A 24,266-nucleotide genomic window follows, 5' to 3' on the forward strand; every position below is an offset into this window, starting at 1 on the left:
CGTCACGGTGTGCCCGGCGCCCGGTCAGGCGTCGCCGCCCGCCGCCCCCGGGTCCGCCGCCGCCACGTCCAGCAACTGGTACCGGTCGATCGCCTGCTTCAGCAGCGACCGGTCGACCTTGCCCTCCCTGGCCAGCTCGGTCAGCACGGCCACCACCACCGACTGCGCGTCGATGTGGAAGAACCGCCGCGCCGCACCCCGGGTGTCGGCGAAGCCGAATCCGTCCGCGCCCAGCGACTGGTAGGTCCCCGGCACCCATCGGGCGATCTGGTCCGGCACCGACCGCATCCAGTCCGACACCGCCACGAACGGCCCCTCGGCCCCGGTCAGTTTGCGCGTCACGTACGGCACCCGCTGCTCCTCCTCCGGGTGCAGCAGATTGTGCCGCTCGACCTCGACGGCCTCGCGCCGCAGCTCGTTCCAGGAGGTCGCGGACCAGACGTCGGCGCGGACGTTCCACTCCTCGGCGAGGATCCGCTGCGCCTCGATCGCCCAGGGGACGGCCACCCCGGACGCCATGATCTGCGCCGGGATCGACCCCGAGGTGCCCCGGCCGATGCGGTGGACGCCCTTGAGGATGCCCTCGACGTCCACGTCCTCCGGCTCGGCCGGGTGCTGGATCGGCTCGTTGTAGACGGTGAGGTAGTAGAAGACGTCCTCGCTGTCCGGGCCGTACATCCGGCGCAGACCGTCCTGCACGATGTGCGCGATCTCGTACCCGTACGCCGGGTCGTAGGCCACACAGCCCGGGTTGGTCGAGGCGAGGAGCTGCGAGTGGCCGTCCGCGTGCTGGAGCCCCTCACCGGTCAGGGTCGTACGCCCCGCGGTCGCGCCCAGAACGAACCCGCGCGCCAACTGGTCGGCCATCTGCCAGAACTGGTCACCGGTGCGCTGGAAACCGAACATCGAGTAGAAGACATAGACCGGGATCAGCGGCTGGCCGTGCGTGGCGTACGCGGAACCCGCCGCGATCAGGGACGCCGTGCAGCCGGCCTCGCTGATCCCGTCGTGCAGCATCTGGCCGGTCGGCGACTCCTTGTAGGCGAGCAGCAGATCCCGGTCCACGGCCTCGTACTGCTGGCCGAGCGGGTTGTAGATCTTCGCACTCGGGAAGAACGAGTCCATGCCGAAGGTGCGGTACTCGTCCGGCGCGATCAGCACGAACCGCTTGCCCAGCTCCTTGTCCCGCATGAGGTCCTTGAGCAGCCGGACAAAGGCCATGGTCGTCGCGATGGACTGCTGGCCCGAGCCCTTCTTCACGCTCGCGTACACCTTGTCGTCCGGCAGCGCGAGCGGCTGGGCGCGCACGACGCGGGTCGGGACGTAACCGCCCAGGCCCTTGCGCCGGTCGTGCATGTACTGGATCTCCTCCGAGTCCCGCCCCGGGTGGTAGTACGGCGGCAGGCCGGACTCCAGCTCGCGGTCGGAGATCGGCAGGTGCAGCCGGTCCCGGAAGCCCTTGAGGTCGGCGACCGTCAGCTTCTTCATCTGGTGCGTGGCGTTGCGGCCCTCGAAGTTGGGGCCCAGCGTCCAGCCCTTGATGGTCTTCGCGAGGATGACCGTCGGCTGGCCGGTGTGCTCCACGGCCGCCTTGAACGCCGCGTAGATCTTCTTGTGGTCGTGCCCGCCGCGCCCCAGGTGCAGGATCTGGTCGTCGGTCATCCCGGACACCATCGCGCGCAGCCGCTGGTCGTCACCGAAGAAGTGGTCGCGGATGTACGCGCCGGACTCGGTGGCGTACGTCTGGAACTGGCCGTCCGGCGTGGTGTTCATCCGGTTGACCAGGATGCCGTCACGGTCCTGCGCGAGCAGCGGGTCCCAGCTCCGGTCCCAGATCAGCTTGATCACGTTCCAGCCGGCGCCCCGGAAGACCGACTCCAGCTCCTGGATGACCTTGCCGTTGCCGCGCACCGGGCCGTCGAGCCGCTGGAGGTTGCAGTTGACGACGAAGGTCAGGTTGTCCAGGCCCTCCCGGGCGGCGATCGTGAGCTGGCCGAGCGACTCCGGCTCGTCCATCTCGCCGTCCCCGAGGAACGCCCACACGTGCGACTTCGACGTGTCGGCGATCCCGCGCGCGTGCATGTAGCGGTTCATCCGCGCCTGGTAGATCGCGCCGATCGGCCCGAGGCCCATCGACACGGTCGGGAACTCCCAGAAGTCCGGCATCAGCCGCGGATGCGGATACGAGGACAGCCCGTACGGCGCCTTCGACTTCTCCTGGCGGAACGCGTCCAGGTTCTGCTCGCTCAGCCGGTCCAGCAGGAACGCGCGCGCGTAGATGCCCGGCGAGGCGTGCCCCTGGAAGAAGACCTGGTCGCCGCCGTCGCCCTCGTCCTTGCCGCGGAAGAAGTGGTTGAAGCCCACGTCGTAGAGGGAGGCGGAGGACGCGAAGGTGGCGATGTGGCCGCCGACGCCGATGCCGGGCCGCTGGGCCCTGGACACCATCACGGCCGCGTTCCAGCGGGTCGCGTTCAGGATCCGGCGCTCGATGTCCTCGTTGCCGGGGAAGAAGGGCTCGGCCCGGGTGGGGATGGTGTTGACATAGTCCGAGCTGCGCATCTCGGGCACGGCCACGCGCTTCTCGCGGGCCCGCTCGATCAGGCGCAGCATGAGGTAGCGGGCCCGCTCACGGCCGCGGTCGTCGATCGCGGCGTCGAGGGAGTCGAGCCACTCCTGGGTCTCCTCGGGATCGAAGTCAGGAACCTGACTCGGAAGGCCGCCAATGATGATCGGGTTGCGATCGGATCCGGAAGCCACGCTGGTCCTTACCTGTCAGAGGGCTGGGTGAGGCGGGGTGGGGCGCGTGCGGGGCCGTACCCGCACCGCCCCCATCGTGTACCTCGGGCGCTCAAACGTCATCTCTACCCAGAGGTAACCGGTACCTGTTCGAAACTCGTACCCTTGGATGGTTCCCAAATACACAAACAGGGCAGATAGGTGTGGTGTATGTCACCTTGAGTGTCGATGGCATGCCTGGAGTTGCGTCGACACGGCCAGGATCGTCACCGTTTCGGCGGTCCGAACCGCCGGGTACTTGCGCGATCCGCCCCGCCCGTGTGGACTACGGCCAATGCTTCGCGCACGCGCGTGGCTGAGTTATTCCCGAAACATGATCAGGAGGCAACCCGTGAGCGCGACCGCGGACCACGCGGAGGAGCGGACGAGCCCTGCCGTCAGGCTGGGGTTCCAGCCCGAGCAGGTGGTCCAGGAGATCGGCTACGACGACGACGTCGATCAGGAGCTCCGCGAGTCCATCGAGGAAGTCATCGGCAGCGAGCTGGTGGACGAGGAGTACGACGACGTGGCCGACGCCGTCGTGCTCTGGTTCCGCGACGATGACGGCGACCTGACGGATGCGCTGGTGGACGCCACCACGTACATCGAAGAAGGCGGCTCGATCCTCCTCCTCACGCCGAAGACCGGCCGGGACGGATACGTGGAACCGAGTGACATCTCGGAAGCCGCGACCACCGCCGGTCTGTCGGCGAGCAAGAGCGTCAGTGTGGGCAAGGACTGGAGCGGCAGCCGGCTGGTGACGCCCAAGGCCGCCAAGTCCAAGAAGTGACGTGAGCGCACCGGTGTGCGGGCCGGGCCGTCGTGCCCGGCCCGCACACCGGTTCCCCGCGGCTCGCTGCGTAGGGTGGTCGCACCGGTCCAGCCGGTCTCACCCAGACAGCTCCACCGAAGGGACATCTCCGCGATGGCGATCCAGGTCGGCGACAAGGCCCCCGACTTCGAGCTCAAGGACAACCACGGCCGCACCGTGCGCCTCTCCGACTTCCGGGGCGACAAGAACGTCGTGCTGCTCTTCTACCCCTTCGCCTTCACCGGCGTGTGCACCGGAGAGCTGTGCGAGGTCCGCGACAACCTGCCGAAGTTCGCCGACCGCGACACCCAGGTGCTCGCCGTCTCCAACGACTCCATCCACACCCTGCGCGTCTTCGCCGAGCAGGAGAGCCTGGAGTATCCGCTGCTCAGCGACTTCTGGCCGCACGGCGAGGTCTCGCGCGCCTACGACGTCTTCGCCGAGGACAAGGGCTGCGCGGTGCGCGGCACCTTCGTCATCGACAAGGAGGGCGTGGTCCGCTGGACCGTCGTCAACGCCCTGCCGGACGCCCGCGACCTCGCTGACTACGTCACGGCACTCGACGCGCTCTGACCCCCGGGCTCGCCGACACCCTGCGAATCTTCCCCTCCGGGGCCTGCGAGGGTCGGGAACCCGTCACTAGGATCGACTCGTTGATCCGATATCCGACGCACGACGGGGCTTCCCGCCCCCGAAGACCAATGGAGGACTCGTGGGAGTCAGCCTCAGCAAGGGCGGCAACGTATCGCTGACCAAGGAGGCCCCGGGCCTGACCGCGGTCATCGTCGGTCTGGGGTGGGACGTCCGCACCACGACCGGCACCGACTTCGACCTGGACGCGAGCGCGCTGCTGCTGAACAACGCCGGCAAGGTCGGCAGTGACGCCAACTTCGTCTTCTTCAACAACCTCAAGAGCCCCGACGGCTCCGTGGAGCACACCGGTGACAACACCACCGGTGAGGGCGAGGGCGACGACGAGGCGATCAAGGTCAACCTGGCGGCCGTCCCGGCCGACATCGAGAAGATCGTCTTCCCGGTGTCGATCTACGACGCGGAGAACCGCCAGCAGTCCTTCGGCCAGGTGCGCAACGCGTTCATCCGCGTGGTGAACCAGGCCGGCGGCGCCGAGATCGCCCGCTACGACCTCAGCGAGGACGCCTCGACCGAGACCGCCATGGTCTTCGGCGAGCTGTACCGGCACGGCGCGGAGTGGAAGTTCCGCGCCATCGGCCAGGGCTACGCCTCCGGCCTGCGCGGCATCGCCCAGGACTTCGGCGTCAACGTCTGACACGCCCCGCGCTCCGTCACCCGGCGCCGTCCCGTTTGGGCACGGCGCCGGGTGCGCAGACAACGAGAAGACGTCGTGCGACGCGGGGCGCAGGCAATCGGGAAGTACCGTCTCGGGGAGGGACCAGCATCATGGGCGTCACGCTCGCCAAGGGAGGCAACGTCTCCCTGTCCAAGGCCGCTCCGAACCTCACACAGGTGATGGTCGGACTCGGCTGGGACGCGCGCTCCACCACCGGAGCCCCCTTCGACCTCGACGCCAGCGCGCTGCTCTGCACCGGCGGCCGGGTCCTCGGCGACGAGTGGTTCGTCTTCTACAACCAGCTCAAGAGCCCGGACGGCTCGGTCGAGCACACCGGCGACAACCTGACCGGTGAGGGGGACGGCGACGACGAGTCGCTGATCGTCGACCTGCCCCGGGTGCCCGCCCAGTGCGACAAGATCGTCTTCCCGGTCTCGATCCACATGGCCGACGAGCGGGGGCAGACCTTCGGCCAGGTCTCCAACGCCTTCATCCGTGTCGTCAACCAGGCCGACGGCCAGGAACTCGCGCGCTACGACCTGAGCGAGGACGCCAGCACCGAAACCGCGATGATCTTCGGTGAGCTCTACCGCTACCAGGGCGAATGGAAGTTCCGGGCGGTGGGACAGGGGTACGCGTCCGGTCTTCGCGGCATCGCTCTAGACTTCGGAGTCAATGTTTCGTAAAGCCGGGTACGGCACGGGGGATTCCGGCTCTCGGACTTCGGTCCGGGGGGACCCCGAACACAGGATTGGGTAGCCAGTGGTTCTGAAAACCTTCGGCTGGTCGTTCGCGGTCACCGCGCTCGGCCTGGTCGCAGCGGTCTTCTACGGGGGGTGGACGGCCTTTGGCATCGTGGCGATCCTCTCCGTCCTCGAGATCTCGCTGTCCTTCGACAACGCGGTGGTCAACGCCGGAATCCTGAAGAAGATGAATGCCTTCTGGCAGAAGATCTTCCTCACCATCGGTGTCCTCATCGCGGTCTTCGGCATGCGACTGGTCTTCCCGGTCGTGATCGTCGCGATCAGCGCCAAGGTCGGACCGATCGACGCGGTCGACCTCGCGCTCAACGACAAGGACCACTACCAGGAACTCGTGACCGACGCACATCCGTCGATCGCCGCCTTCGGTGGCATGTTCCTGCTGATGATCTTCCTCGACTTCATCTTCGAGGACCGTGACATCAAGTGGCTCGCCTGGCTGGAGCGCCCGCTGGCCAAGCTCGGCAAGGTCGACATGCTGTCGGTCTGCGTCGCCCTGATCGTCCTGATGATCACCTCGATGACCTTCGCGACCCACGCCCACCAGCACGGCGGCGCACACGTCGACAAGGCGCAGACGGTCCTGCTCTCCGGTATCGCCGGTCTGATCACCTACATGATCGTCGGCGGACTCTCCGGCTACTTCGAGGACCGCCTCGAAGAAGCGGAGGAGCGCGAGCACGAGGAGGAGGAAGCCGCCGAGCGGGCCGGCAAGCCCAAGTCCGCGGTCCTCCTGGCCGGCAAGGCCGCGTTCTTCATGTTCCTCTACCTGGAAGTGCTGGACGCCTCCTTCTCCTTCGACGGCGTGATCGGCGCCTTCGCCATCACCAACGACATCGTCCTGATGGCGCTGGGCCTCGGCATCGGCGCGATGTACGTCCGTTCGCTCACCGTCTACCTGGTCCGCCAGGGCACCCTCGACGACTACGTCTACCTGGAGCACGGCGCGCACTACGCGATCGGCGCCCTCGCCGTGATCCTCATGGTCACCATCCAGTACCAGATCAACGAGGTCATCACCGGCCTCGTCGGCGTGGTCCTGATCGGCTGGTCCTTCTGGTCCTCCGTCCGCCGCAACCGCGCGCTGGCGGCGGCCGAGGGAAAAGACCTGAGCTCGGACGAGAAGACTGAGGTCTCGTCCGGGGTGTGATCACCTTCCGGGTGAGGAACGCTCTGAGCGGGGCGGCCGTCGAGGAGATGTCCTCCACGGCCGCCCCGTCGGTTCACCAGTGGCGTCGAGGTGGGGGCGGGAATGGGTTTCTTCGACGGGCTCTTGGGCAGCCGCACGACCGACTTCGACTCGGGCAACGCGGCCACCAACGCCATCGAGCTGACCAAACGGCATCATCAGGTCTCGCTCACCAAACAGGGCGCGGCCACCGGCAACCTCCGGGTCAATCTGACCTGGCGGATGCGGACCTCCGACATCGGCGGACCGCAGCGCGAGAGCCTGCTGCGCCACCCCTTCAAGGCCCTGCGGCCCCCCGAGGTCCTCGGACACAGCCAGAGCATGGTCAACGTCGACCTCGACCTCGGCTGTCTGTACGAGCTGGCCGACGGCACCAAGGGCGTCGTCCAGCCCCTGGGCGGCCTCCTCGGCGACGTGAACGCGCCCCCGTACGTCAAGCTCAGCGGCGACGACCGCTTCGGCTCGGCGTCCGGGGAGACGATGTACGTCAACCTCGACCACCGCGACGACATCAAACGGCTGCTGGTGTTCGTCTACATCTACGACCAGACCCCGGCCTTCGACCGCACCCACGCGATCGTGACGCTCTTCCCCAGCAACGGCCCGCGCATCGAGATAGGTCTCGACGAACGGCACCCCCAGGCGCGCTCCTGCGCGGTGGTGATGATCGAGAACGTCAAGGGGGAACTGATCGTCCGCCGCGAGGTCCGCTTCGTCTACGGCTTCCAGGGCGAGCTGGACCGGCTGTACGGGTGGGGACTCCAGTGGGGGCGCGGCTACAAGTCCAAGGTGGAGAAGTAGCCCCTCCCGCCCCGCACCGCGGGCCCTCCCGCCCTCAGCCGCCCTCAGCGTCCGATGAACTGCGGCCCCTGGGGCGGCATCCGGAACGGCCCGTCCGGATAGCCGTAACCGTGCGTCGGCAGGTTCGGCGGATAGCCGTACGCCGGCTGCTGAGCCGGTACCGCCGACGCGGACACCGACGCCGGCTGCTCCGGCGGCAGCGGCTGCGACAGGCTCGGCGCCGACGGCACGGGGGCGGGCGCGGGATCCGCGGCCGCCGCCTCCTCCGACTCGTCCACCGAGATGCCGAAGTCCGTCGCCAGCCCCTTGAGACCGTTGGAGTAGCCCTCGCCGAGCGCCCGGAACTTCCACTGGTCGCCCCGGCGGTACAGCTCGCCGCAGATCAGCGCGGTCTCCTCGCCGGTCTCCGGGCGGATGTCGAAGGTCGCCAGCGGGGCGCCCTCGGCGGCCGCGTCGTACAGCAGGATGGTGAGGGAGCGCACCCGGTCGAAGGTGACGCCGTCCGCCGAGGCGACCACCAGGATCCGGCCGACATCGGGCTCGACACCGGTCAGCTCCGTCTGGACGGTGTCGGTGAGACCCTCGGCGACCCGCTTCTTGCCGAGCCGCCAGACCTTCCCCGAAGGATGCCGGGGCTGGTTGTAGAACACGAAGTCCTCGTCGGAGCGCACACGGCCGTCCGGGCCGAGGAGCAGCGCCGAGGCGTCGACGTCCGGGACCCCCTGCCCGGGTGTCCAGCGCAGCACGGCACGCACCGTGGCGGCCTTGAGCGGGACGTTGGACCCCTTCAGCATCGCGTGCGTCATGCGGTCATCCTGCCCTCTCGGTCCTGATCACGACAACGCGGGGTGAGGCACTCCGCACAGGCGAGTTACCTGATATTCATGCCTGCGGGGAACCCCGGACATGGACTTCTACGTACTATTACCGGCCACCTCATACTCAATCCACAGTCTTACCGGGCATCACGGGGGAGATTTATGCGTCATTTCGGGCACCTCACCCCTGAGGTGCGGCAGCGACTGTTCCACCGCGAGCCCTGCGAGTTCGACACGGACTCCCCGGCCCGGCTGCTCGCCGCCGCCCTGGGCGCCACCCTCTACAGCCCCGCCACCCGGCCCCGGCTCGCCGACGACATCGTCAAGCAGACCGGGCGCGGCGTGGTCTCCATGGTGCTGTGCCTGGAGGACTCCATCGGCGACGAGGACGTGGCGGCGGGCGAGGAGAACCTCGTCCGGCAGTTCGCCGACCTCGCGGGCCGCCCCGGCCTGGAGCGGCCCCTGCTGTTCATCCGGGTGCGCACCCCCGAGCAGATCCCCGACCTGGTCGCCCGCCTCGACCCGCACACCCGGCTGCTCAGCGGCTTCGTCTTCCCGAAGTTCACCGAGGAGCGCGGCATCCCGTTCCTGGAGGCCCTGGCGGCCGCCGAGAGCGCGAGCGGCCGCCGGCTGTTCGGCATGCCCGTCCTGGAGACGCCCGAGCTGATGTACCGCGAGTCCCGGGTGGAGTCCCTGGAGGGCATCGCCCGCGCCGTCGACAAGTACCGCCACCGGGTCCTCGCGCTGCGCCTCGGCGTCACCGACTTCTGCTCCTCCTACGGCCTGCGCCGGGCCCCCGACATGACGGCCTACGACGTCCAGATCGTCGCCTCCGTGATCGCCGACGTGGTGAACATGCTGGGCCGCGCCGACGGCACCGGGTTCACGGTCACCGGCCCGGTCTGGGAGTACTTCCGGGTCCCGGAGCGCATGTTCAAGCCGCTTCTGCGCAACAGCCCCTTCCTTGAGGGGCAGGCCGTGGAGCTGCGCGAGAGACTGATCGAGCACGCGATGGACGGGCTGCTGCGCGAGATCTCCCTCGACCACGCCAACGGCCTGCTGGGCAAGACCTGCATCCACCCCTCGCACGTCCCGGCCGTGCACGCGCTGTCCGTCGTCAGTCACGAGGAGTACAGCGACGCGGCGGACATCCTGCGGCCGGAACGCGGCGGTGGGGGTGTCCTCAGGTCGCAGTACACGAACAAGATGAACGAGGTGAAGCCGCACCGCGCATGGGCCGAGCGGACCATGCTCCGGGCGGAGGTCTTCGGCGTGGCCAACGAGGACGTCAGCTTCGTCGACCTGCTCGCGGCCGGCATCCCGGCTGAACCCACCTCACGATCTAGGGACGCATGAGTAACGCAGTGAACAACGGGGTCTGGTCCGGCACCTGGGTGGCCGAGCGGCTCGGGGTCGAGCTGGTCGGCGACGACACGCTGACGGGCATGCTGGGGCTGGCCCTGCGCCGCAACCCCAAGCGGGCCCATCTGCTGGTCTCGCACGTCCTCGGCAAGCACGTACCGCAGTCCCCGTCCGTGGTCCACGGCCACGGCCTCGCGCTGGGGCAGCGGGTGCGCGCGCTGCTCGGCGCCGAGGCGGCCGGCGCGGTCGTCCTCGGCTACGCGGAGACGGCCACCGGCCTCGGCCACAGCGTCGCGGACGGCCTGGGCGGCGCGCCCTATCTGCACTCCACCCGGCGGCCGGTCGCGGGCGTCGCGACGGCCGGCGGCTTCGAGGAGTCGCACTCCCACGCCACCTCCCATCTGCTGCTGCCGGAGGACCCGGCACTGCTGGTCGGGGACGGCCCGCTGGTCCTCGTCGACGACGAGTTCTCCACAGGGAACACGGTGCTGAACACCGTGCGCGATCTGCACGCCCGGTATCCGCGGCGGCGGTACGTGGTGGTCGCCCTCGTGGACATGCGCTCGGCGGCGGACGCGGGACGGCTGGAGGACTTCGCGCGGGAGATCGGGGCGAGGGTCGATCTGGTGGCGGCGGCGTCGGGGACGGTGCGGCTGCCGGACGGGGTCCTGGAGAAGGGCCAGGCGTTGGTGGCGGCCCACGAGGCGTCCGCGGAGGGCCTTGCGGACAGCTCCCCAGGGGCGCGGGGAACTGTGCGACCGGCCCCCACCGGGCCGCACCCGGACGAGAACCCGTCGCACCCCGTGCGCGTCGATCTGGGCTGGCCGCAGGGTCTGCCGGACGGCGGCCGGCACGGGTTCACGCAGGCGCACCGCGAACGCCTGGACGCCGCCCTGCCAGGGATGGGCGCCCGGCTCGCCGAGGCGATACCCGAGGGCGCCTCGCGCGTCCTCGTCCTCGGCTTCGAGGAGCTGATGTACGCCCCGCTGCGGCTCGCCCGCGAGCTGGAGCGTCTGGTTCCCGCCGAGGTCCGCTACTCCACCACCACCCGCTCGCCCGTCCTCGCGGTCGACGACCCCGGGTACGCGATCCGCAGCCGGATCGTCTTCCCGGCGCACGACGACCCGGCCGACGGCCCCGGCGAGCGCTACGCCTACAACGTGGCCGGCGCGGGCTTCGACGCCGTCGTCGCCGTCGTGGACTCCGTCGCCGACACCGCCGCGCTGCACGCCCCCGACGGCCTGCTCGCGACGCTCGCCGCGCACACCCCGCACGTGGTCCTCGCGGTCGTACCGTCGTACGTGCCCGCGCCGCTGTATGTACCCGACCTGCCGGAAGAGAGCCCCATGCTGCCCGAGCCCCTCCGCGGCCCCGCCTTCTCCTCGTATCCGCCCGAGGAGGTCGGCTGGCTGCTCCAGGACCTCTCGGACGTCACCCTGGAGGCGCCGACCGAGGAGCGGGAGGAGGCCATCCAGAGCGGCGGCGCGCACTACGCCGAGTCGCTGCCGGTGGAGTACCAGCCGAGCGAGCAGTACCAGCGGCTGTTCCACGCCGCCCTGGAGACCTCCGCGGCCCGCCTCGCGCAGGCCGTCGGTGTCGTCACCGAGACCGTGATCGCCGAGCGCTCGCCGCGGCCGGTGCTGGTCTCCCTCGCCCGCGCCGGCACCCCGGTCGGTGTGCTGATGCGCCGCTGGGCCCGGTACCGGCACGGCCTCGACCTGCCGCACTACGCCGTGTCGATCGTGCGCGGCCGGGGCATCGACGCCAACGCGCTGCGCTGGCTGGCCGCCCACCACGACCCGCGGGACGTGGTGTTCGTGGACGGCTGGACCGGCAAGGGCGCCATCACCCGTGAACTGGCCGTGGCGATCGAGGAGTTCGAGGCGGCAGGGGGCGCGGCCGGCTTCGACCCGGAGATCGCGGTGCTCGCCGACCCGGGCTCCTGCGTGCGCACGTACGGCACCCGCGAGGACTTCCTGATCCCCTCCGCCTGCCTCAACTCCACCGTCTCCGGCCTCATCTCGCGGACCGTGCTGCGGGCCGACCTGGTCGGTCCCGACGACTTCCACGGCGCGAAGTTCTACCGCGAACTGGCCGGCGCGGACGTCTCGGTGGCGTTCCTGGACGCGGTGGCCGCCCGCTTCGACGAGGTCGCCGACGCGGTGGCCGGCGCGGTCAAGGAACTCCTCGCCGCCGACCGCACCCCCACCTGGGAGGGCTGGGCGGCCGTCGAGCGCATCAGCGAGGAGTACGGCATCCACGACGTGAACCTCGTCAAGCCCGGCGTCGGCGAGACCACCCGGGTGCTGCTGCGCCGGGTGCCCTGGAAGATCCTGGCGCGGGCCGGCGCGGGCGCCGACCTGGACCATGTCCGCCTGCTCGCCGAACAGCGCGGGGTACCGGTCGAGGAGGTCGGCGAACTGCCGTACACCTGCGTCGGGTTGATCCACCCGCAGTACACGCGCGGGGCGACCGGTGCCGACGGCCGGGCGGTGTCGGTCTGATGCCGGTGATGGTGGCGAGCGACCTCGACCGTACGCTCATCTACTCGTCGGCCGCGCTGGCGCTGACGATGCCGGACGCGCGGGCGCCCCGGCTGCTCTGTGTGGAGGTGCACGAGAGCCGTCCGCTGTCGTTCATGACGGAGACGGCGGCCGGGCTGCTGACCGACCTCGGGGACACGGCCGTGTTCGTGCCGACGACCACCCGGACCCGCAAGCAGTATCTGCGGATCAACCTCCCCGGCCCGGCCCCGAAGTACGCGATCTGCGCGAACGGCGGGCACATCCTGGTCGACGGCGTCTCCGACCCGGCGTGGCACGCGGCCGTGACCGCGCGGCTGGCCGAGGAGTGCGCGCCGCTGGAGGAGGTCGGGGAGCATCTGGAGCGGACCGCCGACCCGTTGTGGGTGCGCAAGCACCGGATCGCCGAGGACTTCTTCGTCTATCTCGTGGTGGAGCGCGAGCTGCTGCCCGAGGAGTGGGTGAAGGAGCTGGCGGCCTGGGCGGAGAACTGCGGCTGGACGGTCTCCCTCCAGGGCCGCAAGATCTACGCCGTCCCGAAGCCGCTCACCAAGAGCGCGGCCGTGCGCGAGGTGGCGCGCCGCACCGGCGCGGAACTGACGCTGGCCGCCGGTGACTCGCTGCTCGACGCCGATCTGCTGCTCGCGGCCGACCGCGGCTGGCGGCCGGGCCACGGCGAGCTGGCCGACACCGAGTTCACGGCCCCCGGCCTCACCGCCCTGCCGGAGCGGGGCGTGCTGGCCGGGGAGCGCATCCTGCGGGAGTTCCTCAGGGTGTCGAGGGCGCCCCGGTAGGGTCCGTCCGGTTTCAGGAGCAGCAGCCTCCGCCGCAGCAGCCGCCTCCGCCCCCGCCGCCCCCACCGGGCGCGGGGGCGGACGTCGTACCGCCCACGGCGACGGCTGAGAGGAGTTTCACAGTGTCGCCGTGACCTGCCGGGCAGTCGGCGGGCGCGGCGGATTCCGCCATCGGGCGGCTCAGTTCGAATGTGTCACCGCAGGTCCGGCAGCGGTACTCGTAGCGAGGCATGGCCACAGGCTAATCCCCGCAGGCCGGACGAGGCGCCCTTCGTTTCGGCTGTGTTCACTTCTGTCGATTTCTTATGTGGAGAATTTGCGAAGCGCGCTGGTAATTTGTGGGTGCCTCGATGAGCCGCGAGGTCGGGGGGATTCAGGGTTTGCAGCCGCGTCCACGGCAACCATGTCAGACCTTCGTACGTCTGTACGTCTGCCTGTGCGAGCATTTCGATGTGCGGAGGGAGACGCGACGTGACACAGAGGGGGCGGGGGGAGGAGCCCCAGGAGCCCGACGCCACCATGCAGCTGAAGGTCCCTGCCTCTTTCCGGGCGGACGAGACCATGCAACTGCGGGTGTCGGATATTCCAGACATACCCGAGAACACGTCATCCGACAACACAGGTACATCGGATAAAGCGGATAGGGCGGATAAGGCGGGAAGGGCGGAAAAGCCCGGCCGTTCCGGAAACCCGCGCAAGGCGCCCCGTCCCTCCCTCCTGGCCCGGCTCTCCGCCGCCCTCGGCCCCCGGTTCGCCCCGCTCGTCGCGGTCCTGGCCCCCTACGCGGCCCGTCTCGCTCCCTACGCCCGCAAGCTCCGCCCGCTCTACCCGCGCCCCGGCCGGGCCGGCTGGCGGCGCTGGATACCCTCCTGGCGGCAGGTCGTGGGGGGCTTCTTCGCGTCCATAGGTCTCAGCGCGATGTTCCTGGTCGTCGCCTACGCGGCCACCGACGTGCCGGACAACCTCAACACGTACGCCACCCAGCAGGACAACGTGTACTTCTGGGCCGACGGTTCACCCATGGCCCGTACCGGCTGGGTGCAGCGGCAGGCGATGCCGCTGGAGGACATCCCCGAGGACGTCCGCTGGGCCGTCCTCGCGGCCGAGAACGCCAGCTTCTACAGCGACCCCGGCATCTCCTTCAAGGGCGTCAGCCGCGCCCTGTTCCGCACCCTCGGCCAGGGCGACACCCAGGGCGGCTCCACCATCACCCAGCAGTACGTCAAGAACGTCTACCTGAGCCAGGACCAGACGATCCGGCGCAAGTTCACCGAGGCGATGATCTCCCTCAAGCTCGACAACCAGATGAGCAAGGACGACATCCTCGAGGGCTACCTCAACACGAGCTGGTTCGGCCGCGGCACCTACGGCATCCAGCGCGCCGCCCAGGCGTACTACGGCAAGGACGTCAGCGAACTCAACGCCAGCGAGGCCGCGTTCCTCGCCGCGCTCCTCAAGGGCGCGGGCCTGTACGACCCGACGCTCACCTCCGCCAACCGGGCCCGGGCCGTGGAGCGCTGGTCCTGGACCCTGGACCGGATGGTCGAGATCGGCAAGCTGTCCAAGGCCGAGCGGGCGACCTACAAGAAGTTCCCCGAGCCGCTGAAGACCAACCCGCTCTACGACACCGGTGAGCAGAGCGACTACCTGGTCGAACTCGCCGCCCAGTACGCCAAGAAGAGCGCCGGGATCTCCGACAAGGACTTCGACCTCGGCGGCTACCAGATCTACACGACGTTCGACAAGAACCGGCAGGACCAGCTCACCGAGTCGGTCACCAAGGCCCGCGCGAAGGTCCTCGAGGACGAGCCCAAGAAGGCCAAGACGGCCCACTACGGGGCCGCGTCGGTGGACGCCGACGGACGGATCCTGGCCGTCTACGGCGGCCCCGACCACCGTAAGCAGGGCTACAACGAGTCCAACGCCACCACCGTCCCGGCCGGCACCGCCTTCACGCCGTTCGTGTACGCGGCCGCGCTGGAGAACGGCGTCCACAAGACCCGCGACGGGGAGACCACCCCGGTCACCGGGGAGTCGCTCTACAACGGCGACAACAAGGTGCCCGTGACCACCCCGGAGGGCCCCTACTGGGACCGCAGCGGCCGCAAGGTCGCCGCCGAGAACGACGGCGGGCGCGACTACGGGCAGATCTCCCTGCGGCGGGCCATGGAGCTGTCGGTGAACACGCCGTTCATGCAGCTCGGCATGGACACCGGTCTGGACGTGGTGCGCAGGACCGCGGAGGACTCCGGCTTCCTGCCCTCCAGCATCGGCGCCCAGGTGCCCGCCCTGTCGCTGGGCAGTTCCACGCCGAGCGCCATCCGGATGGCGAGCGGCTACTCCACCTTCGCGGCCGACGGCCGGCACACCGAGCCGTACTCCGTCCGCAAGATCACCAAGAACGGTTCGCGGGTCGCCCTGGACACCCCCGCCGCCCGGCGGGCGGTCGGCGAGGACGTGGCCCGGGAGGTCAGCGCCGCCCTGGCCGGCAACTTCCGCAACGCCCACCCCTCCGACGTCCCCCCGGCCCGGGGCACGGAAGGCGGACAGGCGGGGGCCGGCGCCGCGGAGGTGGCCGGAAAGGCGGGGACCACCGCGACCGACACGGCAGCCTGGTACGTGGGCACCGCCAAGGACGTGTCCACGGCGGTCGTGCTGTACCGCATCGACCTCGGCAAGAGTCTTGAACCGCTACCCCTGGAGGGCATCGCCGGACCGACCGACGACAGCGTCCCGTACGGCATCTGGTCAGGTGCCATGAGCCCGCTCGACTGACCGACGAGCAGGCCCTGTGTCCCCAACTTCCGGAGAATGAGCTGCACATGAAGTCACCGTCGGGCCGCCGACGCAAGGCACCGGAACCGCGCCGCCCCGCGACCACGCACCCGGGGTTCCTGACCCTGGCCGCGCTGCTCGTCGTCGCGTCCCTCGTGGGCGGCTATCTGGTGCTCAACCGGACGGCCAACACCGCGCCGACCGCGTCCTCGGGGGAGAGCAAGAGGGACGCGGCGAAGTCCAAGGAGCCGAAGTGGGACGGCAAGACCCATGTCCTGGGGGACGGCTCCACCTCGTACACGGGGCCGCAGACGGGCCAGTTGAAGGCGGTGCCGCTCAAGCCCGGTGAGAAGCCTCCGCAGTTCGTGGTCTTCTCCTGGGACGGCGCGCTGATGGGCGACGACGGACTGTTCGAGCACTACCGGGACATGGCCAAGCAGTACAACGCGCACATGACCTTCTTCCTCACCGGCATCTACCTGCTGCCCAAGAGCAAGAAGGACCTCTACGACCCGCCCCAGCACGACCAGGGCAGCGCGGCGATCAGCTTCCCCACCGACGACCACATCCGCACCACACTGGAGCAGCTCGGCGAGGCGTGGAAGGAGGGCAACGAGATCGGCACCCACTTCAACGGCCACTTCTGCGGCGCCAAGGGCGGCGGGGACTGGAGCGTCGAGGAGTGGAAGAGCGAGATCGACCAGTTCTTCGAGTTCGCGGAGAAGTGGAAGACCAACACCGGCTACACGGACATGGATCCGCTGCCCTTCGACTTCAAGAAGGAGGTCACCGGCGGCCGTGCCCCCTGCCTGGAGGGCCAGGCGAACCTGCTGAAGGCCGCCAAGAGCTACGGCTGGCGCTACGACGCCTCCTCCGCCGGCGACTTCCAGATCTGGCCGACGAAGAAGGACGGCATCTGGGACTTCCCGCTCCAGGGGCTCCCGTACGGCGACATCCAGGCGCTGTCCATGGACTTCAACTTCCTCTACAACCAGACCGGCGGCGAGACCGAGGGCGATCCGGCCAAACGCCCGCAGTGGCAGCAGCAGACCATCGACGCCTACATGGCCGGCTTCAACCGGGTGTACTACGGCAGCCGGGCGCCGATGTTCATCGGCAACCACTTCGAGGACTGGAACGGCGGCATCTACATGAAGGCCGTCGACCACGTCATCGAGAACGTGTGCACCAAGAAGGACGTCAAGTGCGTGTCCTTCAAGGAGTTGGCCGACTGGATGGACGTCCAGACGCCCGCCACCCTGGAGCGGCTGCGCAGCCTGGATCCGGCCCAGTCGCCGGACTGGTCGACCGTCGTGAAGTGACACGTGGTGACCTGAAGTGACGTGCGGTGGAGGGGTGGTTGGCGTAACCAAACCTCAACCGCATCCCCCTTCACAGGAGCTGCACACGGCGTGCGAAGATGCCGTACTCCGGCAACCCACCGCCGGGGCAAGAGGGGAAACATCAGTGAAGTCAAGGAAATTGCGGCCGACACGCCGCAGAGCCACGATAATCGGCGCGGCCGCGACCTCGGTCGTCGCCGGAGTCGCGCTGCTGCCCAACTGGATGGCGGGCGCCACGGTCGTCGACGACCCCACGGTGGACGCCAAGACCAAGGCCACCTTCCAGCGCCTCGCGGACGCGGTCTTCACCGACCGCACCGACGCCCTGGTGGCCGGCAAGCAGGGCGACCGGTCCAAGCCGCTGACCGACGGCTTCTCGGGCAAGGTCCGGCTGTCGACGGGCACCGCCCGCGGTGAGGACGCCGCGCTGTCGGCCCTCGGCAAGCGCAAGGACAAGCTCGCGAAGGCCGGCGAGAAGTACAGCAAGGCCGCCACCACGGTCACCCTGAACGCCACGCGCGTCACGGGCCGCACCGCCAAGGCCGCGGTCACCGAGACCACGACCCTGACCTACGCCCAGGCGTCGGCCGGCGAGCCGAAGACCACCGGCTTCCAGTCGAACCACGAGCTGACGTTCAAGGCCGACCGCCGCGGCAACTGGCAGCTCACGGACATCCGCGACACCGACCAGGGCGGCCTCGCGGTGAACACCGTCGAGGAGCCGGCCACGGTCACGGTGGCCACCACGACCGCCGCCAACACCACGCCGAGCGCGGCGCGCGCGGCGACCACGCGCAACCCGGTCGCCGTCCCCAAGACCGGCACCACGTACGACTACAAGGCGATGGCGGCCTACGCCGAGAAGTACTGGAACGTCTACAACAAGGACTACCCGGACTTCAACGGCCAGGGCGCGGGCGGCGACTGCACGAACTTCGTCAGCCAGTCCCTGAAGGCGGGCGGCTGGAAGCACGCCCCCGGGTACGTCTACGACTACACCAAGTGGTTCGGCAACGCCGAGATCCAGTCCCACTCGTTCATCGGCGTCAACGAGTGGTCCTGGTTCGCCCAGAACTCCAAGCGGACCACGGCGCTCGCCAACGTGTACCAGCTCGAGATCGGCGACGTCCTCCAGATGGACTTCGACCGCGACGGGTCCAAGGACCACACGATGATCGTCACCGCCAAGAGCGGCGGCGTGCCGTACGTGACGTACCACTCGAACAACACCCTGCGCCGCTCGGTGGCGAGCCTCGTGGCCTCGTACCCGAACGCGTACTACTACGCCTACCGCACCTGATCAGGCCCAGGCCGGCTCAGGACGGGTAGTTCTCCCGCCGCTCACGCTGACGGTCGTGTTCCTCGGCCAGTTCGGGGTGGCGGGCCCGCCAGTACGGGTTGTCGTGCGGCAGGGCCGATCCGACCCTGCCGTACATCCCGAACACCATCAGCAGAATGCCGATGACGAAACTGAGCATGCAGTTCTGGATCTGGAAGGCCAGGAAGTTGTAGTCGGTCTCTATCAGCGCCATGTTCACGAAGCCGCTGAGGATGAACAGGATGCCGAGCGTCATGTTCAGCGTGGAGGCGAAGTTCCCGCCGATCACCATGCCGACGAACAGCAGCAGTCCGACGGCGATCGACAGCCAGCTCAGGGCGCCGTTGGTGTTGAGGCCCCAGACCTCGTCACCGCCGGTGTCGAAGAAGCCGATCTTGTCGATGACGCCGAAGATCCCGAAGACGAGCAGGGCCAGGCCCATCAGCCCGGCGCCGATCCGGTAGACCCTGTTCAGGCGGTGGTCGACGGGCAGATGATCGTCGATCCTGATCCGCCGCTTGTGTTCGGAGCGCACTGCGTGGGCCGCCATCTCCGCCTCCCGAGGGGTGAGACATGCCGGCGGGGGCCGTACCACCCAATATCCGCTCCCCGGGGGCGGGCAGCAACGCGGTGACGGGACCGGCGGCCGGTCAGCCGGCCGTGCCCCGCTCCTCCCGGATCCGGGCGACGACGTCCGCGACCGCCCGCCGCACGCCCTCCGTCTCGGTCAGGAAGTGCCAGTAGTCGGGGTGCCGGCCCTCCAGCGTGGCGACCGCCCGCTCCAGCCGCGCCACCGCCTCGTCCAGCGGGCGCGCGTCCCGCGGATCCGGGGTGGTGCGGCCGGCCATCGCCAGCCGCTGGGCGTCCCGGATCGCGAACCGGGTCCGCTCGATCTCCTGCCCCGGGTCCTTCTGCACGGCGTTCAGCCGGGCCAGCCGGTCACCGGCGGCCGAGACCGCCTCGTCGGTGGTGTTCAGCAGCGCGCGGGCCGTGGACAGCAGCGCGGTGGCGTCCGGCCAGCGCTGCGCGTCCCGCGCGGCCTGCGCCTCGGTGAGCTTGCGCTCGGCCTGTGCCACATGCTCCACGGCGTCGTCCGGGACCTGCTGGAGGTCCTGCCAGCAGGCGGCCGTGAACCGTCGCCGCAGCTCGCTCAGGATCGGCTCCACCTGCCCGGAGCGGGTCGTCAGCGCCTGCGCGCGGGTCCGCAGCGACACCAGCCGGCGGTCGATCTCGGCGGCCCGCTCCGGCAGCCGCTCCGCCTCCGCCCGGATCGCCCCGGCCTGCCGCGCCACCCGCTCGGCCCGCTCCAGCGTCTGCGGTACGCCGTGCTGCCCCGCGCCCTGGTTCAGCAGGGTCAGCTCGGGCGCCAGCGCCGCCAGCCGCGCCGCCAGATCGTCCGCCCGCAGCCCCGTGGCCCGTACGGCGTCCAGTGCGCCGGAGGCGGCCGACAGGGCCTGCCGGGCCCGCTCCACGGCGGGCGCCAGCCGGGCGAGCTGGGTCTCGGCCTTGCCGAGCAGCGGACCCAGCCCGTCGGTGAAACGGTCCAGCTCCTGCTTGACCCGGCCCAGCTCGTCCTTGGCGCGGGTCAGTTCGGTGCGGGCCCGGGCGGCGGTGGCGGCCTCCAGGTCGTCCCGGTCGAGGTCGTGGGCGTCGACGGCCTGGATGTACTGGTGGCTGACCTCGTCGATCCGCCGGCCGAGCGCCTCGAAGTCCGCGACGGCGCGGCGGGCGGCGGGGGAGTCGTCGACCGCGGTGATCGTCTCGATCGAGATCCGCAGGTCCCGCTGGGCGGTGTCCAGCTCGTAGAAGGCGGCCGCTGCGGCGTCCTTGGCCGCCTGCGCCTCGGCCCGCTGGCTCTCCGCCCGCCCGCCGAACCAGCGCCGGGTACCGCCCCCGGCGAACGCGGCGGACAGCGCCGGCGCGAGCAGGACCGCGGGCAGCGCGACGAGCGTCAGAGTGTCCTGGAGGCTCTTGAGCATGCCGGATCGGGCGCGCGGCCTCGACGGCGAGTTCGGCTGCGCTGGTGTCGCCGTCACATCCCTCTCCCGTACGTCCGCCCTGCCCGGATGTCATTCTCCCACCCGTTAGGGACGAACACACGACCGCGTCAGTTCGCCGTTCGGCCGGTGACTTCGCCCCCACCGCCCCGAAACGTGTTTGCCGGACACCGCCCCACGCCATGTAGGCTGTCGACTCGTTCACGGGTGCGTAGCTCAGGGGTAGAGCGCCTGCCTTACAAGCAGGATGTCGGCGGTTCGAAACCGTCCGCGCCCACCAGTGACCTCTGACCTGCATAGACAGACCAGATGGACCACGTGAAGCGGCTTGGCTCCGGTATCAGACCCGGTTAGGCAAGCCGCTTCGCCATGTGGAACTTGCCTAGCCCAGGACACGCAGGAGCTACCCCGTGTCGGCACAGGCCCGGAAGAGTCCTCTCAGGGCGTCTCACGGAACCACCAGGACCACCACGCTCCGATCCATCCCCCGCCAGCCAGACCGGTCAGACATCCGGCAGGCCACGGCTCAGGACTATGCAACCCACCTCAGAGCCAGCAACAACAAGCACGGTCGGCCATACACGGAGAAGACGGTTCGGTCTTACGTGGAAGCTGTCAGGGCCCTGGACCAGTGGATGAGCCGAGAGGGCGTGGAGGGAGACTTTCTCTCCGTCGGAACAGACACGCTGAACCTGTTCTTCCGGGCCTACTTCCAGGCTCACAGTCAGGGCGGAACGAACAGCACGCAGAGGAACCTTCGCCCGTTCTTCATGTGGCTGGAGGAGGAGCACGACCACACCAATCCGTACCGAGACAAGAAGTTCCAGCGGTACGCGCCTCCCTCAGCCGGTAGGCCCAAGACCCTGAGCCAGGAGTTCATTCGGGATCTGCTCAGGACCACAGGCAACGGCAGTCCGAAGGTTCGGGAGTTCGAGAAGGTCAGGGACCACGCAATCATCAGGGCCCTCACGGAGGGGTTGAGGTCTGAGGAGTTGCTGTCTCTCCGTCTGGATTCCCTCGACCTGGAACAGGGCTTGGCTCAGGTGGTTCCCCTCAAGGATGCGAGAGCCACGGGAGAGGGCAGGATCATCCCGCTTCAGCCCAAGACTGTGGTTGCTCTGAGCCGGTACATCAGGGCCAGGGAGGCTCACAAGATGGCCGACCTGGATTGGTTGTGGCTGGGCACTCGGAACCGTGGGCACCTCACGTACTCCGGTCTCTATCGGATGGTGAACCGCAGGGCCAAGGAAGCCGGGTATGAGGGCTGTCATCCGCATCAGTTCAGGCACACGGCAACAGATGACCTGCTCTCCGCTGGGGTATCGGGAGAGGACGTCATGACTATCCAGGGGTGGAAGGATCCCACCATGCTCCGTCGCTATGCCTCAGACATGGCTGTGAGCAGGGCTGTGAAGGTGGCTAAGAAGCTGGGGGATAGGTACTAGCCCTCTCCGGTGGGGATGCTCCTGACGTCCGCTCCACGGGAGCTAAGAGGCAATGAGAGGGGTCGTGCTCCGTAGGGAGTGCGGCCCCTTCTCCATGTCCAGGATGAGTGCCCGTGGGTGCCCGCTGCAAAGATGCGGGGAAGTGCCCACATAAAGTAAAATGGACATGTAGCCAAGTCATGCCCTTGAGGGAGTGGCAGGCTGCATCTCCGTTACTGACAGGGTTGGCTCCGTGGGGGTCAGCCCTTGAGGTGGTAGGAGAACCTTTTCTCCCTCCGTTGGTTGGTTCAGTAGTTGAGGCTCGATGGTCTATGTGACTGTCGGGCCTCTTCTATTTCACCCAAGCCAGACCGACACCCCCGCCTGTGGAACTTGCATTGGGATACGTGTATCCACCGGCAGTCCGACATTCCAAGCACAACCAAGACCAGGAGGTCTAGCTATGCGCAAGTACTACACCAAGACCGTCAAGGGAGTTCGCTGCATCCGTTGCCGTGACCACTTCCCGAGCATCAAGGATCTGACCAAGCACTACGCATCGGACGGAAAGTGCCTAACGGTTCTACTGCCAGAGAATATCGAGGGAGCGGCGTAAGGCTCTCTGCGACTCCCTCTCGGGGCCGCAGACACCTATCTGAACAACTACATAACACCGGACACGCAAGCCTCTGTATCGCGAGTGCAGGGGCTTCCTTGATGCCGGGGAGCATTACTGGGTGGCCAGGCTGGAAGGGGTCGCAATCCAAGCGGCCTGGCCCACCATCGCAAGGACGTACCACCAATGACTATCAACAATCCTAACAAGGGGATGCAGTGTGTAGCACTTGACGAGAATGGCGTTCAGTGCGGAGAACCGGGGCGGCCAAGCCAAATGGCAGGGCTGAGGATCGTCACCTGTGGAGAGCACTACCGGGAAGCGTTCTGCGCCAGGGAGGCGGTAGCGGAGAGCACCTATTACCTCCTGGAAAGGGCAGGCGTCATTGCCAAGCACACTCCAGGGTGGACCTACATTGTCAGGCTGAATGACGGGACGGTGAAGATTGGAACGGTGACCAGCGAAAGTGAAAGGAACCTAGCCCGCAGGCTGCGTCGAGTGGGCAAGGCGTACAACGAGGGAATCCCCGTGGAAGTGCTGGCCCTGCTCAAGGGAGGGCGGAGCATGGAACTGAAGGCACACGGGATGTGGCGACCTCTCCGAGTCACGAACAAGAACGGCGAGAGGTTCAATGAGACCCCCGAGCTAATGGCCTGGATTGCAGAGCAGGGCATTGATCCATCAGGAAAGGCTGTGGTGGAGGCTCACGAGGAATGGCGGGCAGAGCAGCTAAGGCGACCTCAGCCAGTGGACCTGTTCGCTGATTGTGATTGGTAGGAGATGAAACATGATTCGGATCGCAGGAAATGAGGCTAAGCCGATTCTGGCTGAGCTGCTGAGGAAGGCTGAGGCTGGAGAAGAAATCCACCTGACTAAGTACGGCAAGACTCAAGCTGTGCTTGTTGGGGTGGAGCAGTACGAGCGATACAGGCGGAACATCTTCTCCAAGGACTAAGCATTACCGGCATCACTAGCGCTGGATGCCGGAACAGGAGACACGCCAACCCTGGCCAGAGTGGTCGGGGTTTCTTTATGCCCAGAGGAGGGTCGCGAATGAACGAGTACAAGGATTGTCGATTCGAGGGGTGCGCTAGGCCGGAGAGGCGAGGCGGGTACTGCCATGGCCACGGGAACCAGATTCGGCGAGGAATGGAGCTTCGCCCACTGAGGGCCTACACGACTAGCACCCCGATTTACTGCAAGTTCGAGGAGTGCAATCGAGGCCACCACAGCCACGGATATTGCGAGCAGCACAGCAGGGCTCACAAGACAGGGCGGGAGCTAACCCCGATCAAGCAGTACAGGCCGCGCAAGAACAAGATTGGAGAGTGAGCATGGCAGCAAAGGATCACGTGGAAGTGCTACGACTACTGCGTCAGGCAAGTGACCAGCCCGCACGCATAGTCAAGAAGGTGGAGATCCAGGCCAGCAAGGATGGGGCGTATTCAGTTCCGTTCCTCGGGGTGGATCGGGGATTCTCCCCGAGGGATGTGGCTGCACTCCTGGTCCATTTCTCCAGTACCCCATGGGAGCTGTACAAGCTGGTTTCCGTAGTGATGGAGCTTGACGAGACTGGAGAGGTGCGAGAGCCGGTAACGGCAGACCTCATCGAATGGCATGAGGGGGAGGCAGTAGATGTGTGATGCCAAGG

The 24,266-nt window shown here is 68.2% G+C and carries 21 protein-coding genes and 1 tRNA gene; 17 read left to right on the forward strand and 5 right to left on the reverse strand.

The window, feature by feature from the left end:
* Nucleotides 1-24: 24 nt before the first annotated feature.
* Complete coding sequence (gene aceE / locus G6W55_RS19800; protein ID WP_175522175.1) at nt 25-2,757, reverse strand: pyruvate dehydrogenase (acetyl-transferring), homodimeric type; 2,733 nt, start codon at nt 2,755-2,757, stop codon at nt 25-27.
* Between the two features lie 370 nt (nt 2,758-3,127).
* Here aceE and G6W55_RS19805 point away from each other — a divergent pair, with 370 nt between their 5' ends.
* The 6 genes from G6W55_RS19805 to G6W55_RS19830 all read left to right on the forward strand — a co-directional run bounded on the left by G6W55_RS19805 (nt 3,128) and on the right by G6W55_RS19830 (nt 7,646).
* Nucleotides 3,128-3,565, forward strand: a complete 438-nt coding sequence (locus tag G6W55_RS19805; RefSeq protein ID WP_030796727.1) for a DUF3052 domain-containing protein — start codon at nt 3,128-3,130, stop codon at nt 3,563-3,565.
* Between the two features lie 135 nt (nt 3,566-3,700).
* On the forward strand, nt 3,701-4,159 hold the full coding sequence (locus tag G6W55_RS19810) for a peroxiredoxin (RefSeq protein WP_175522176.1): 459 nt from the start codon (nt 3,701-3,703) through the stop codon (nt 4,157-4,159).
* Nucleotides 4,160-4,298: 139 nt separating this feature from the next.
* Nucleotides 4,299-4,874: a calcium homeostasis/redox stress adaptation protein gene (locus tag G6W55_RS19815; RefSeq protein WP_030796722.1), complete on the forward strand. Its 576-nt coding sequence runs from the start codon at nt 4,299-4,301 to the stop codon at nt 4,872-4,874.
* Between the two features lie 131 nt (nt 4,875-5,005).
* Entirely contained in the window at nt 5,006-5,581 is a 576-nt protein-coding gene (locus G6W55_RS19820; protein ID WP_030796719.1) for a TerD family protein, read from the forward strand.
* Between the two features lie 76 nt (nt 5,582-5,657).
* Entirely contained in the window at nt 5,658-6,806 is a 1,149-nt protein-coding gene (locus G6W55_RS19825) for a DUF475 domain-containing protein (RefSeq protein ID WP_175522177.1), read from the forward strand.
* A gap of 102 nt (nt 6,807-6,908) precedes the next feature.
* Nucleotides 6,909-7,646, forward strand: a complete 738-nt coding sequence (locus G6W55_RS19830) for a Tellurium resistance (RefSeq protein ID WP_085214246.1) — start codon at nt 6,909-6,911, stop codon at nt 7,644-7,646.
* Nucleotides 7,647-7,690: 44 nt separating this feature from the next.
* On the opposite strand, the gene G6W55_RS19835 is transcribed toward G6W55_RS19830, so the two are convergent.
* On the reverse strand, nt 7,691-8,452 hold the full coding sequence (locus G6W55_RS19835) for a TerD family protein (RefSeq protein ID WP_175522178.1): 762 nt from the start codon (nt 8,450-8,452) through the stop codon (nt 7,691-7,693).
* A 174-nt stretch (nt 8,453-8,626) separates the two neighbouring features.
* Here G6W55_RS19835 and G6W55_RS19840 point away from each other — a divergent pair, with 174 nt between their 5' ends.
* The 3 genes from G6W55_RS19840 to G6W55_RS19850 are packed head-to-tail and all read left to right on the forward strand — an operon-like array spanning nt 8,627 to nt 13,142.
* Nucleotides 8,627-9,820 (forward strand): HpcH/HpaI aldolase/citrate lyase family protein, encoded by a 1,194-nt coding sequence (locus tag G6W55_RS19840; RefSeq protein WP_175522179.1) that lies wholly within the window; start codon nt 8,627-8,629, stop codon nt 9,818-9,820.
* The gene (locus G6W55_RS19845) at nt 9,817-12,330 is read left to right on the forward strand and encodes a phosphoribosyltransferase (protein WP_175522180.1); all 2,514 of its coding nucleotides are present in this window, start codon (nt 9,817-9,819) and stop codon (nt 12,328-12,330) included. The genes G6W55_RS19840 and G6W55_RS19845 overlap by 4 nt, the downstream gene beginning before the upstream one ends.
* A complete protein-coding gene (locus G6W55_RS19850) occupies nt 12,330-13,142 on the forward strand; it encodes an HAD family hydrolase (protein ID WP_175522181.1) in 813 nt (270 codons plus the stop codon). Before G6W55_RS19845 ends, G6W55_RS19850 begins: the two co-directional genes overlap by 1 nt.
* A 13-nt stretch (nt 13,143-13,155) precedes the next feature.
* Here the strand turns inward: G6W55_RS19850 and G6W55_RS19855 are convergent, their stop codons facing one another.
* A complete protein-coding gene (locus G6W55_RS19855; protein WP_030796703.1) occupies nt 13,156-13,374 on the reverse strand; it encodes a zinc ribbon domain-containing protein in 219 nt (72 codons plus the stop codon).
* Nucleotides 13,375-13,661: 287 nt separating this feature from the next.
* Between G6W55_RS19855 and G6W55_RS19860 the strand changes: the two genes are divergently transcribed.
* The 3 genes from G6W55_RS19860 to G6W55_RS19870 all read left to right on the forward strand — a co-directional run bounded on the left by G6W55_RS19860 (nt 13,662) and on the right by G6W55_RS19870 (nt 18,560).
* A complete protein-coding gene (locus G6W55_RS19860; RefSeq protein ID WP_175522182.1) occupies nt 13,662-15,917 on the forward strand; it encodes a transglycosylase domain-containing protein in 2,256 nt (751 codons plus the stop codon).
* A 47-nt stretch (nt 15,918-15,964) separates the two neighbouring features.
* On the forward strand, nt 15,965-17,239 hold the full coding sequence (locus G6W55_RS19865) for a hypothetical protein (RefSeq protein ID WP_175522183.1): 1,275 nt from the start codon (nt 15,965-15,967) through the stop codon (nt 17,237-17,239).
* Between the two features lie 145 nt (nt 17,240-17,384).
* Nucleotides 17,385-18,560: an amidase domain-containing protein gene (locus tag G6W55_RS19870; RefSeq protein ID WP_175522184.1), complete on the forward strand. Its 1,176-nt coding sequence runs from the start codon at nt 17,385-17,387 to the stop codon at nt 18,558-18,560.
* A gap of 16 nt (nt 18,561-18,576) precedes the next feature.
* Here G6W55_RS19870 and G6W55_RS19875 read toward each other — a convergent pair whose 3' ends face one another.
* Complete coding sequence (locus G6W55_RS19875) at nt 18,577-19,128, reverse strand: DUF4383 domain-containing protein (RefSeq protein WP_175522185.1); 552 nt, start codon at nt 19,126-19,128, stop codon at nt 18,577-18,579.
* Between the two features lie 100 nt (nt 19,129-19,228).
* The gene (locus G6W55_RS19880) at nt 19,229-20,614 is read right to left on the reverse strand and encodes a hypothetical protein (protein WP_175522186.1); all 1,386 of its coding nucleotides are present in this window, start codon (nt 20,612-20,614) and stop codon (nt 19,229-19,231) included.
* A gap of 166 nt (nt 20,615-20,780) precedes the next feature.
* Between G6W55_RS19880 and G6W55_RS19885 the strand changes: the two genes are divergently transcribed.
* The 5 genes from G6W55_RS19885 (at nt 20,781) to G6W55_RS19905 (ending at nt 24,258) form a co-directional block, all read left to right on the forward strand.
* Nucleotides 20,781-20,855, forward strand: a tRNA-Val gene (locus G6W55_RS19885).
* 130 nt (nt 20,856-20,985) lie between these two features.
* The gene (locus G6W55_RS19890; RefSeq protein ID WP_175522187.1) at nt 20,986-22,020 is read left to right on the forward strand and encodes a tyrosine-type recombinase/integrase; all 1,035 of its coding nucleotides are present in this window, start codon (nt 20,986-20,988) and stop codon (nt 22,018-22,020) included.
* A gap of 781 nt (nt 22,021-22,801) precedes the next feature.
* Entirely contained in the window at nt 22,802-23,392 is a 591-nt protein-coding gene (locus tag G6W55_RS19895) for a hypothetical protein (protein WP_175522188.1), read from the forward strand.
* A gap of 10 nt (nt 23,393-23,402) precedes the next feature.
* The gene (locus G6W55_RS19900; protein ID WP_175522189.1) at nt 23,403-23,570 is read left to right on the forward strand and encodes a type II toxin-antitoxin system Phd/YefM family antitoxin; all 168 of its coding nucleotides are present in this window, start codon (nt 23,403-23,405) and stop codon (nt 23,568-23,570) included.
* A 373-nt stretch (nt 23,571-23,943) separates the two neighbouring features.
* On the forward strand, nt 23,944-24,258 hold the full coding sequence (locus G6W55_RS19905; protein WP_175522190.1) for a hypothetical protein: 315 nt from the start codon (nt 23,944-23,946) through the stop codon (nt 24,256-24,258).
* Nucleotides 24,259-24,266: the final 8 nt, after the last annotated feature.

Source organism: Streptomyces sp. CAI-85, assembly GCF_013363615.1.
In the GTDB taxonomy this organism is placed as follows: Bacteria; Actinomycetota; Actinomycetes; order Streptomycetales; family Streptomycetaceae; genus Streptomyces; species Streptomyces antibioticus_B.